This is a genomic window from Citrobacter sp. Ca225 (assembly GCF_030337175.1).
Taxonomy (GTDB): Bacteria; Pseudomonadota; Gammaproteobacteria; order Enterobacterales; family Enterobacteriaceae; genus Citrobacter_A; species Citrobacter_A amalonaticus.
In genome coordinates, this window is record NZ_JAOWCD010000087.1 from 39,943 (window position 1) to 52,100 (window position 12,158).

Consider the following 12,158-nt stretch of genomic DNA (forward strand, 5'->3'; position numbering starts at 1 on the left):
TATGCACGAGAATCAACAACCACAAACCGAGGCTTTTGAGCTGAGTGCGGCAGAGCGTGAAGCCATTGAGCACGAGAAGCACCACTACGAAGACCCGCGTGCGGCGTCCATTGAAGCGCTGAAAATCGTTCAGAAGCAGCGTGGCTGGGTGCCGGACGGTGCGATCCACGCGATCGCCGATGTGCTGGGGATCCCGGCAAGCGATGTCGAAGGTGTTGCGACGTTTTACAGTCAGATCTTCCGCCAGCCGGTGGGTCGCCACGTGATCCGCTATTGCGACAGCGTGGTGTGCCATATCAACGGTTACCAGGGGATTCAGGCTGCGCTGGAGAAAAAGCTCAACATCAAGCCGGGGCAGACGACCTTCGACGGTCGCTTTACGCTGCTGCCGACCTGTTGCCTTGGGAACTGCGACAAAGGGCCGAACATGATGATCGATGAGGATACTCACGCTCACCTGACCCCGGAAGGCATTCCTGAACTGCTGGAGCGGTATAAATGAAAGACATTATCCGTACTCCCGAAACGCATCCGCTGACCTGGCGTCTGCGTGATGATAAACAGCCCGTGTGGCTGGACGAATACCGTAGCAAGAACGGCTACGAAGGTGCGCGTAAGGCGCTGACTGGTCTGTCCCCGGACGAAATCGTCAACCAGGTCAAAGACGCTGGCCTGAAAGGGCGCGGCGGTGCAGGCTTTTCCACCGGTCTGAAGTGGAGCCTGATGCCAAAAGACGAATCCATGAACATCCGCTACCTGCTGTGTAACGCGGATGAAATGGAGCCGGGCACCTATAAAGACCGTTTGCTGATGGAACAGCTGCCGCATCTGCTGGTGGAAGGCATGCTGATCTCCGCGTTTGCGCTAAAAGCGTACCGGGGCTACATCTTCCTGCGCGGTGAATACATTGAAGCCGCCGTGCATCTGCGCCGTGCGATTGCGGAAGCGACCGAAGCCGGTCTGCTCGGCAAAAACATCATGGGCACCGGTTTTGATTTCGAACTGTTTGTTCACACCGGGGCAGGGCGCTACATCTGCGGTGAAGAAACGGCGCTGATCAACTCCCTTGAAGGCCGTCGCGCTAACCCGCGTTCGAAGCCGCCGTTCCCGGCGACCTCCGGCGCATGGGGTAAACCGACCTGCGTCAACAACGTGGAAACGTTGTGTAACGTTCCGGCGATCCTCGCCAACGGCGTGGAGTGGTACCAGAACATTTCGAAGAGCAAAGATGCTGGCACCAAGCTGATGGGCTTCTCGGGTCGCGTGAAGAATCCGGGACTGTGGGAACTGCCGTTCGGTACCACCGCACGTGAGATCCTCGAAGATTACGCGGGCGGCATGCGCGATGGACTGAAGTTCAAAGCCTGGCAGCCTGGCGGCGCGGGAACTGACTTCCTGACCGAAGCGCACCTCGATCTGCCAATGGAATTTGAGAGCATTGGTAAAGCCGGAAGCCGTCTGGGTACCGCGCTGGCAATGGCGGTTGACCACGAGATAGGCATGGTGCCTCTGGTGCGTAACCTGGAAGAGTTCTTTGCTCGTGAATCCTGTGGATGGTGTACGCCATGTCGTGACGGCCTGCCGTGGAGCGTCAAAATTCTGCGTGCACTGGAGCGTGGCGAAGGCCAGCCTGGGGATATCGAGACACTTGAGCAACTGTGTCGTTTCCTCGGCCCGGGTAAAACCTTCTGTGCACACGCACCGGGCGCGGTTGAGCCGCTACAGAGCGCCATTAAATATTTCCGCGAAGAATTCGAAGCTGGCATTAAGCAGTCGTTCAGCAATACCCACGCGATTGGTGGTATTCAGCCGAACCTGCTGAAAGAGCGCTGGTGATTACAGGCCTCTGAGCCTGTATCGCGATATGAATTTCGATTAACGCTTAGTCTCTGACTAAGCCAACTGGAAGCATGCTGACTATGGCTACGATTCATGTAGACGGCAAAGAATATGAGGTCAACGGAGCGGACAACCTGCTGGAAGCTTGTCTGTCTCTCGGCCTTGATATTCCGTACTTTTGCTGGCATCCGGCGCTGGGAAGCGTTGGTGCTTGCCGCCAGTGTGCGGTGAAGCAATACCAAAACGCGGAAGACACGCGTGGTCGCCTGGTGATGTCTTGTATGACACCGGCAACCGAAGGCACGTTTATTTCGATTGACGACGAAGAAGCGAAACAGTTCCGCGAAAGCGTGGTGGAGTGGTTGATGACCAACCACCCGCACGACTGTCCGGTCTGTGAAGAGGGCGGTAACTGCCACCTTCAGGATATGACCGTGATGACCGGCCACAGTTTCCGTCGCTATCGTTTCACCAAACGTACTCACCGCAACCAGGACCTGGGGCCGTTCATTTCTCATGAAATGAACCGCTGCATCGCCTGTTATCGCTGTGTGCGTTACTACAAAGATTATGCAGATGGTCAGGATCTGGGCGTGTATGGCGCGCACGATAACGTCTACTTCGGACGTCCGGAAGACGGTACCCTGGAGAGTGAATTCTCCGGTAACCTGGTGGAAATCTGCCCGACCGGCGTATTCACCGATAAAACGCATTCCGAACGCTATAACCGTAAATGGGACATGCAGTTTGCGCCGAGCATCTGCCAACAATGTTCCATCGGCTGTAACATCAGCCCGGGTGAGCGTTACGGCGAACTGCGTCGTATCGAAAACCGTTATAACGGGACCGTTAACCACTACTTCCTCTGCGACCGCGGTCGTTTTGGCTATGGTTACGTGAACCTGAAAGACCGTCCGCGTCAGCCAGTACAGCGTCGTGGCGATGACCTGATCACCCTCAACGCCGAACAGGCAATGCAGGGCGCGGCAGATATTCTGCGTCAGTCGAAGAAAGTGATTGGCATCGGCTCACCGCGCGCCAGCGTTGAGAGCAACTTCGCGTTGCGTGAACTGGTCGGGGCAGAAAACTTCTATACCGGGATTGCACAATCCGAGCAGGAACGTCTGCAACTGGCACTGAAGGTGCTGCGTGAAGGTGGTGTGCATACCCCTGCGCTGCGTGATATTGAATCTTACGATGCGGTACTGGTGCTGGGCGAAGACATCACTCAGACCGGCGCTCGCGTTGCACTGGCCGTGCGTCAGGCGGTGAAAGGCAAGGCACGCGAAATGGCGGCAGCCCAGAAAGTGGCTGACTGGCAGATTGCGGCGATCCTCAACATCGGCCAACGCGCGAAGCACCCGCTGTTCGTGACCAATGTGGATAACACCCGTCTGGATGATATCGCGGCCTGGACCTACCGTGCGCCGGTTGAAGATCAGGCGCGTTTAGGCTTCGCGATTGCCCATGCGCTGGACAACAATGCGCCAGCCGTTGACGGCATCAGCAGTGACCTGCAAAACAAAATCGACGTGATCGTCCAGGCGCTGGCGGGGGCGAAAAAACCGCTGATCATTTCCGGTACCAACGCCGGTAGCGCAGAAGTGATTCAGGCGGCTGCCAACGTGGCGAAAGCGCTGAAAGGTCGCGGTGCGGACGTCGGCATCACGATGATTACCCGTTCGGTTAACAGTATAGGCCTGGGCATTATGGGCGGTGGTTCGCTCGACGATGCGCTGACCGAACTGGAAACCGGCCGTGCTGACGCGGTGGTCGTGCTGGAAAACGATCTGCATCGTCATGCGTCGGCAACGCGCGTGAATGCTGCGCTGGCAAAAGCGCCGCTGGTGATGGTGGTTGACCATCAGCGTACGGCGATCATGGAAAACGCCCATCTGGTGCTTTCCGCCGCCAGCTTTGCCGAAAGCGACGGCACGGTCATCAACAACGAAGGCCGTGCTCAGCGTTTCTTCCAGGTTTACGATCCGGCGTACTACGACAGCAATACCATCATGCTGGAAAGCTGGCGCTGGTTGCATTCACTGCACAGCACCGTACAGAACCGCGAAGTGGACTGGACGCAGCTTGACCACGTGATCGACGCGGTTGTCGCCGCGATGCCTGAACTGGCCGGTATTAAAGATGCTGCGCCGGATGCCACCTTCCGCATTCGTGGACAAAAACTGGCGCGTGAGCCGCACCGTTACAGTGGTCGTACGGCGATGCGCGCCAACATCAGCGTTCATGAACCGCGTCAGCCGCAGGACAAAGACACGATGTTTGCCTTCTCAATGGAAGGGAACAACCAGCCGTCTGCGCCGCGTTCACAGATTCCATTTGCCTGGGCGCCGGGCTGGAACTCTCCACAGGCGTGGAACAAGTTCCAGGATGAAGTGGGCGGGAAACTGCGCCATGGCGATCCGGGTGTGCGTCTGATTGAAGCCTCAGAGGGCAGTCTGGATTACTTCACGACGGTTCCTGCAAGCTTCCAGGCCCAGGACGGTCAGTGGCGTATCGCGCCGTACTACCATTTGTTTGGTAGCGATGAACTGTCTCAGCGTGCGCCGGTCTTCCAGAGCCGCATGCCGCAACCGTACATCAAACTCAACCCGGCCGATGCCGCGAAGTTGGGAGTGAATGCCGGTACCCGCGTCTCCTTTAGCTACGATGGCAATACGGTCACGCTGCCGGTTGAAATCGCCGAAGGGCTGACGGCAGGGCAGGTTGGCTTGCCGATGGGCATGCCGGGCATTGCCCCTGTTCTGGCGGGTGCGCGTCTTGAGGATCTGCAGGAGGCACAACAATGAGTTGGATTACACCGGATCTGATCGAAATCCTGCTGACCATCCTCAAAGCGGTGGTGATTCTGCTGGTGGTGGTCACCTGCGGGGCATTCATGAGCTTTGGCGAACGTCGTCTGCTGGGTCTGTTCCAGAACCGTTACGGACCGAACCGTGTAGGCTGGGGCGGTTCGCTCCAGCTGGTTGCGGACATGATCAAGATGTTCTTTAAAGAAGACTGGATCCCGAAATTCTCGGATCGCGTCATCTTTACCCTTGCGCCAATGATCGCCTTTACCTCGCTGCTGCTGGCGTTTGCCATCGTGCCGGTGAGTCCGGGTTGGGTGGTCGCGGATCTGAACATCGGGATCTTGTTCTTCCTGATGATGGCGGGTCTGGCGGTGTATGCGGTGCTGTTCGCCGGTTGGTCGAGCAACAACAAATACTCGCTGTTGGGTGCGATGCGTGCGTCTGCGCAGACGCTCAGCTACGAAGTGTTCCTCGGCCTTTCCCTGATGGGCGTGGTGGCGCAGGCCGGTTCCTTTAACATGACCGACATCGTCAACAGCCAGGCTGATATCTGGAACGTTATTCCGCAGTTCTTTGGTTTTGTCACCTTCGCTATCGCGGGCGTGGCGGTGTGTCACCGTCATCCGTTTGACCAGCCGGAAGCCGAGCAGGAACTGGCCGATGGTTACCACATTGAATACTCCGGGATGAAATTCGGTCTGTTCTTTGTGGGCGAGTACATCGGTATCGTCACTATTTCTGCGCTGATGGTTACCCTGTTCTTCGGTGGCTGGCAGGGCCCGTTCTTACCGCCATTCATCTGGTTCGCGATTAAAACCGCGTTCTTCATGATGATGTTCATTTTGATTCGTGCGTCGTTACCGCGTCCTCGTTATGACCAGGTAATGTCCTTCGGCTGGAAAATCTGCCTGCCGCTGACGCTCATCAACTTGCTGGTAACGGCGGCTGTCATTCTCTGGCAGGCGCAATAAGGGGCACAAAGACCATGACCTTAAAAGAATTGTTAGTAGGCTTCGGCACCCAGGTACGCAGTATCTGGATGATCGGCCTGCATGCGTTCGCCAAACGCGAAACGCAGATGTACCCGGAAGAGCCGGTCTATCTCCCGCCCCGTTTTCGTGGTCGCATTGTTCTGACGCGCGACCCGGATGGTGAGGAGCGCTGCGTTGCCTGTAACCTGTGTGCGGTAGCGTGTCCGGTAGGCTGTATCTCTCTGCAAAAAGCAGAGACCAAAGATGGTCGCTGGTATCCGGAGTTTTTCCGCATTAACTTCTCACGCTGCATTTTCTGCGGTCTGTGCGAAGAAGCCTGTCCAACAACCGCGATTCAGCTTACGCCAGATTTCGAACTGGGTGAGTACAAGCGCCAGGATCTGGTTTACGAGAAAGAGGATCTGCTGATCTCCGGTCCGGGCAAATACCCGGAATATAACTTCTACCGGATGGCAGGTATGGCAATCGACGGCAAAGATAAGGGCGAAGCAGAGAACGAAGCCAAGCCTATCGACGTCAAGAGCCTGTTACCGTAAGGAGAGGGGCAATGGAGTTCGCTTTTTATATCTGTGGCCTGGTCGCCATTCTCGCAACCTTGCGGGTGATCACCCATACCAATCCGGTGCACGCACTGCTGTACCTGATTATTTCGCTGCTGGCGATTTCCGGGGTGTTCTTCTCGCTGGGCGCTTACTTCGCGGGTGCGCTGGAAATTATCGTTTACGCGGGCGCCATTATGGTGCTGTTCGTGTTTGTGGTGATGATGCTCAACCTGGGCGGTTCTGAAATCGAACAGGAACGTCAGTGGCTGAAGCCGCAGGTGTGGATTGGCCCGGCAATTCTGTCGGCCATCATGCTGGTGGTGATTGTTTACGCCATTCTGGGGGTTAACGATCAGGGTATCGACGGTACACCAATCAGCGCGAAAGCGGTAGGTATTACCCTGTTCGGGCCTTACGTACTGGCGGTTGAACTGGCATCCATGCTGCTGCTGGCAGGTCTGGTTGTTGCCTTCCACGTTGGACGCGAAGAGCGTTCAGGTGAAGTGCTGAGCAACCGTAAAGACGATAGCGCGAAAAGAAAAACGGAGGAGCACGCATGATCCCCTTACAACATGGACTGATCCTCGCTGCGATTTTATTCGTTCTGGGTTTAACCGGTCTGGTTATCCGCCGCAATCTGCTGTTTATGCTGATTGGCCTGGAAATCATGATCAACGCTTCCGCGCTGGCCTTTGTGGTTGCCGGTAGCTACTGGGGCCAGACCGATGGTCAGGTGATGTATATTCTCGCCATCAGCCTTGCGGCTGCCGAAGCGAGTATAGGGCTTGCGCTGTTGCTGCAACTTCATCGCCGTCGCCAGAACCTGAACATCGATTCAGTAAGTGAGATGCGTGGATGAACATGCTTGCCTTAACCATCATTCTGCCATTGATTGGCTTTGTCCTGCTGGCGTTCTCTCGCGGACGCTGGTCAGAAAATCTCTCCGCAACCGTGGGCGTAGGCTCCATTGGTCTGGCGGCGCTGGTCACTGCCTTTGTCGGGATGGACTTCTTCGCCAACGGCAAGCAGGCGTTCAGCCAGCCGCTGTGGACGTGGATGTCTGTCGGTAACTTCAACATTGGTTTCAACCTGGTACTGGACGGCCTGTCGCTGACCATGCTGTCGGTTGTCACTGGTGTCGGTTTCCTGATCCACATGTTCGCCTCCTGGTACATGCGCGGTGAAGAGGGCTACTCCCGCTTCTTCGCTTACACGAACCTGTTTATCGCCAGCATGGTTGTTCTGGTGCTGTCCGATAACCTGCTGTTGATGTACCTCGGCTGGGAAGGCGTGGGCCTGTGCTCTTACCTGCTGATCGGTTTCTATTACACCGATCCAAAGAATGGCGCTGCGGCGATGAAAGCGTTCGTCGTGACCCGTGTGGGTGACGTGTTCCTCGCGTTCGCACTGTTCATTCTGTACAACGAGCTGGGTACCCTGAACTTCCGTGAAATGGTTGAACTGGCGCCAGCACACTTCGCCGCAGGCAACAATATGCTGACGTGGGCGACGCTAATGCTGCTGGGTGGTGCTGTGGGTAAATCGGCACAGCTGCCGTTGCAGACATGGCTGGCTGACGCGATGGCGGGCCCGACGCCTGTCTCCGCGCTGATCCACGCCGCAACGATGGTGACCGCTGGTGTTTACCTGATTGCCCGTACGCATGGCCTGTTCCTGATGACCCCGGAAATTCTGCATCTGGTCGGTATCGTGGGTGCGGTGACGCTGGTGATGGCAGGTTTTGCCGCACTGGTGCAAACCGACATCAAGCGCGTACTCGCCTATTCCACCATGAGCCAGATCGGTTACATGTTCCTGGCGCTGGGCGTTCAGGCATGGGATGCGGCGATTTTCCACCTGATGACGCACGCCTTCTTTAAAGCGCTGCTGTTCCTGGCGTCCGGTTCCGTCATTCTGGCCTGCCATCACGAACAGAACATCTTCAAGATGGGTGGCCTGCGTAAGTCCATTCCGCTGGTTTATCTCTGCTTCCTGGTGGGCGGTGCGGCGCTGTCGGCGCTGCCGCTGATTACCGCAGGCTTCTTCAGTAAGGATGAGATTCTGGCAGGCGCGATGGCGAATGGTCATATCAATCTGATGGTGGCAGGACTGGTCGGTGCGTTCATGACCTCCCTGTATACCTTCCGTATGATTTTCATCGTGTTCCACGGTAAAGAACAAATTCATGCTCATGCAGGGAAGGGGATTACTCACCACCTGCCGTTGATTGTCCTGATGATCCTGTCCACCTTCGTAGGCGCGCTGATTGTGCCGCCGCTGCAGGGTGTACTGCCGCAGACAACTGAACTTGAGCATGGCCGCGTGATGACCCTGGAAATGACTTCTGGCGTGGTAGCGATTGCGGGCATCCTGATTGCCGCATGGTTGTGGCTGGGTAAACGTACTCTGGTAACCTCGATTGCCAACAGTGCGCCGGGTCGTCTGCTGGGCACCTGGTGGTATAACGCCTGGGGCTTCGACTGGCTGTACGACAAAGTGTTCGTTAAGCCGTTCCTTGGCGTCGCCTGGCTGCTTAAACGCGATCCGCTCAATGCCCTGATGAACGTGCCAGCTATCCTTTCCCGCTTTGCAGGTAAAGGCCTGCTGTTCAGCGAGAACGGTTATCTGCGCTGGTATGTCGCATCAATGAGCATTGGCGCCGTAGTGGTGCTGGCACTGCTGATGGTACTGCGTTGAGTTTGCGGGCTGGATGAACGACTGCCGGATGGCGCTACGCTTATCCGGCCTACACGCTCAAAGAGAATTTTTAGAAAATTCGTTGAAAATCAGGTCCAACTGGACAGGCGTTATCGGCGAAGTCAGAGTGAGCACCGCCTGTGCACCGCAACCGGAGCGTACTGAGGTATGTGAGGATTGCGAGCACTGTCGGGGTTCGCTATGACGAGTGAGATAGCCTGAACCGGACTTAAACAAGGAACAAAGATCACCATGTTATTACCTTGGTTGATATTAATCCCCTTTATCGGTGGCTTCCTGTGCTGGCAGACCGAACGCTTTGGCGTGAAGGTGCCGCGCTGGATCGCGCTGATCACCATGGGACTGACGCTCGCGCTTGGCCTGCAACTGTGGCTACAGGGCGGTTATTCGCTGACGCAGTCTGCTGGCATTCCGCAGTGGCAGTCTGAATTTGTCCTGCCGTGGATCCCGCGCTTTGGCATCTCGATTCACCTGGCAATCGACGGTTTGTCGCTGCTGATGGTGGTGCTGACCGGTCTGCTTGGCGTTCTGGCGGTGTTGTGTTCCTGGCGAGAAATCGAAAAATACCAGGGCTTCTTCCACCTGAACCTGATGTGGATCCTGGGCGGCGTGATCGGTGTGTTCCTTGCCATCGACATGTTCCTGTTCTTCTTCTTCTGGGAAATGATGCTGGTGCCGATGTACTTCCTGATCGCGCTGTGGGGCCACAAGGCGTCCGACGGTAAAACGCGTATCACGGCGGCAACCAAGTTCTTCATTTACACCCAGGCGAGCGGTCTGGTGATGCTGATTGCCATCCTGGCGCTGGTGTTCGTTCACCATAATGCGACCGGCGTGTGGACCTTCAACTATGAAGACCTGCTGAAAACGCCGATGTCGCACGGCGTCGAATATCTGCTGATGCTGGGCTTCTTCATCGCGTTTGCGGTGAAAATGCCGGTGGTTCCACTGCACGGCTGGCTGCCAGATGCGCACTCCCAGGCACCGACCGCGGGTTCTGTTGACCTCGCCGGTATTTTGCTGAAAACCGCTGCTTACGGTCTGCTGCGTTTCTCCCTGCCGCTGTTCCCGAACGCGTCAGCGGAGTTCGCGCCTATCGCGATGTGGCTGGGCGTTATCGGTATCTTCTACGGTGCATGGATGGCGTTCACGCAGTACGACATTAAACGTCTGATCGCCTACACCTCGGTTTCACACATGGGTTTCGTGCTGATTGCCATCTACACCGGCAGCCAGCTGGCGTACCAGGGGGCGGTGATTCAGATGATTGCGCACGGCCTGTCCGCTGCGGGTCTGTTCATTCTGTGTGGTCAACTGTACGAACGTTTGCACACCCGCGACATGCGTATGATGGGCGGCCTGTGGGGCAAAATGAAATGGTTACCGGCACTGTCGATGTTCTTCGCCGTGGCGACGCTGGGTATGCCTGGCACCGGTAACTTCGTTGGCGAATTCATGATCCTGTTTGGCAGCTACCAGGTGGTTCCGGTCATCACCGTGATTTCGACCTTTGGTCTGGTGTTTGCCTCTGTTTACTCGCTGGCGATGCTACATCGCGCTTACTTCGGTAAAGCGAAGAGCCAGATTGCGCAACAAGAGCTGCCAGGGATGTCGCTGCGTGAGCTGTTTATCATCCTGTTGCTGGTCGTGCTTCTGGTACTGCTTGGCTTCTATCCGCAGCCGATTCTGGATACCTCGCATTCTGCGATGAGCAACATCCAGCAGTGGTTTGTTAATTCCGTTACTACTACAAGGCCGTAAATCGCCATGACAATAACTCCACAACACCTGATTGCGCTGCTACCGCTGCTGATCGTCGGCTTGACGGTGGTGGTTGTGATGCTCTCCATTGCGTGGCGACGCAATCACTTCCTCAATGCCACGCTGTCGGTCATTGGGCTTAACGCCGCGCTGGTTTCGCTCTGGTTTGTTGGCCAGGCTGGCGCGATGGACGTGACCCCGCTGATGCGGGTTGACGGTTTCGCAATGCTCTACACCGGACTGGTTCTGCTGGCGAGTCTGGCGACCTGTACTTTTGCCTACCCGTGGCTGGAAGGCTATGACGATAACCGGGAAGAGTTCTACCTGCTGGTGTTGATTGCCGCGCTGGGTGGCATTCTGCTGGCGAACGCCAATCATCTGGCGGCGCTGTTCCTTGGTATCGAACTGATCTCCCTGCCGCTGTTTGGTCTGGTGGGCTATGCCTTCCGTCAGAAACGTTCGCTGGAAGCCAGTATCAAATACACCATCCTGTCTGCTGCCGCCTCATCATTCCTGCTGTTTGGTATGGCGCTGGTGTACGCGCAGTCTGGCAACCTGTCGTTTGTTGCGCTCGGTAAGAGCCTCGGCGACGGTATGTTGAACGAGCCGCTGCTGCTGGCGGGCTTCGGGATGATGATTGTTGGTCTGGGCTTTAAACTCTCTCTGGTTCCGTTCCACCTGTGGACGCCAGACGTATACCAGGGCGCACCGGCTCCGGTTTCCACCTTCCTGGCGACGGCGAGCAAAATCGCTATCTTCGGCGTGGTGATGCGTCTGTTCCTGTACGCGCCGGTTGGCGACAGTGAAGCGGTTCGCGTGGTGCTTGGCGTGATCGCCTTTGCTTCCATCATCTTCGGTAACCTGATGGCGCTGAGCCAGACTAACATCAAGCGTCTGCTGGGTTATTCGTCTATCTCTCACCTCGGCTACCTGTTAGTGGCGCTGATTGCTCTGCAGAGCGGCGAGATGTCCATGGAAGCGGTCGGCGTTTACCTTGCCGGTTACCTGTTCAGCAGCCTCGGCGCGTTCGGCGTGGTCAGCCTGATGTCCAGTCCGTACCGTGGTCCGGATGCCGATTCTCTGTTCTCCTACCGTGGGCTGTTCTGGCATCGTCCGATCCTCGCGGCAGTGATGACGGTAATGATGCTGTCTCTGGCGGGTATCCCGATGACGCTGGGCTTTATCGGTAAATTCTACGTGCTGGCAGTCGGTGTGCAGGCGAACCTATGGTGGCTGGTTGCTGCTGTGGTGGTTGGTTCCGCGATTGGTTTGTATTACTACCTGCGTGTTGCCGTGAGTCTGTACCTGAGCGCGCCGCAGCAGCTTAACCGCGATGCGCCGTCTAACTGGCAGTACAGCGCAGGCGGTATTGTGGTACTGATCTCCGCACTGCTGGTGCTGGTGCTGGGTATCTACCCGCAGCCGCTGATCAGTATTGTGCAGTTAGCCGCACCGCTGATGTAAGCGACAAGCAAAAACGAAAAACCCGCCGAGGC

10 protein-coding genes are annotated in these 12,158 nt (G+C 56.6%); all 10 read left to right on the forward strand.

The features are described from left to right. The first annotated feature begins 1 nt into the window (after position 1). A complete protein-coding gene (gene nuoE, locus OGW13_RS16185) occupies positions 2-502 on the forward strand; it encodes an NADH-quinone oxidoreductase subunit NuoE (protein WP_042317807.1) in 501 nt (166 codons plus the stop codon). Continuing rightward, a complete protein-coding gene (gene nuoF / locus OGW13_RS16190) occupies positions 499-1,836 on the forward strand; it encodes an NADH-quinone oxidoreductase subunit NuoF (RefSeq protein ID WP_042317808.1) in 1,338 nt (445 codons plus the stop codon). The genes nuoE and nuoF overlap by 4 nt, the downstream gene beginning before the upstream one ends. Before the next feature lie 83 nt (positions 1,837-1,919). Further along, positions 1,920-4,646, forward strand: a complete 2,727-nt coding sequence (gene nuoG, locus OGW13_RS16195) for an NADH-quinone oxidoreductase subunit NuoG (protein ID WP_287116283.1) — start codon at positions 1,920-1,922, stop codon at positions 4,644-4,646. Then, the gene (gene nuoH, locus OGW13_RS16200) at positions 4,643-5,620 is read left to right on the forward strand and encodes an NADH-quinone oxidoreductase subunit NuoH (protein WP_043000018.1); all 978 of its coding nucleotides are present in this window, start codon (positions 4,643-4,645) and stop codon (positions 5,618-5,620) included. The genes nuoG and nuoH overlap by 4 nt, the downstream gene beginning before the upstream one ends. A gap of 14 nt (positions 5,621-5,634) precedes the next feature. After that, entirely contained in the window at positions 5,635-6,177 is a 543-nt protein-coding gene (gene nuoI / locus OGW13_RS16205) for an NADH-quinone oxidoreductase subunit NuoI (protein ID WP_005129470.1), read from the forward strand. Positions 6,178-6,188: 11 nt separating this feature from the next. Beyond that, positions 6,189-6,743 carry an NADH-quinone oxidoreductase subunit J gene (gene nuoJ / locus OGW13_RS16210; RefSeq protein WP_043000019.1) on the forward strand — a complete coding sequence of 185 codons (555 nt, stop codon included), beginning with the start codon at positions 6,189-6,191 and terminating at the stop codon, positions 6,741-6,743. Then, positions 6,740-7,042: an NADH-quinone oxidoreductase subunit NuoK gene (gene nuoK, locus OGW13_RS16215; protein WP_000612644.1), complete on the forward strand. Its 303-nt coding sequence runs from the start codon at positions 6,740-6,742 to the stop codon at positions 7,040-7,042. Before nuoJ ends, nuoK begins: the two co-directional genes overlap by 4 nt. Continuing rightward, entirely contained in the window at positions 7,039-8,880 is a 1,842-nt protein-coding gene (gene nuoL / locus OGW13_RS16220) for an NADH-quinone oxidoreductase subunit L (protein WP_125339998.1), read from the forward strand. Before nuoK ends, nuoL begins: the two co-directional genes overlap by 4 nt. A 252-nt stretch (positions 8,881-9,132) precedes the next feature. Next, positions 9,133-10,662 carry an NADH-quinone oxidoreductase subunit M gene (gene nuoM, locus OGW13_RS16225; protein ID WP_043000021.1) on the forward strand — a complete coding sequence of 510 codons (1,530 nt, stop codon included), beginning with the start codon at positions 9,133-9,135 and terminating at the stop codon, positions 10,660-10,662. Between the two features lie 6 nt (positions 10,663-10,668). Then, positions 10,669-12,126 (forward strand): NADH-quinone oxidoreductase subunit NuoN, encoded by a 1,458-nt coding sequence (gene nuoN / locus OGW13_RS16230; RefSeq protein WP_043000022.1) that lies wholly within the window; start codon positions 10,669-10,671, stop codon positions 12,124-12,126. The last annotated feature ends 32 nt before the right edge of the window (positions 12,127-12,158 follow it).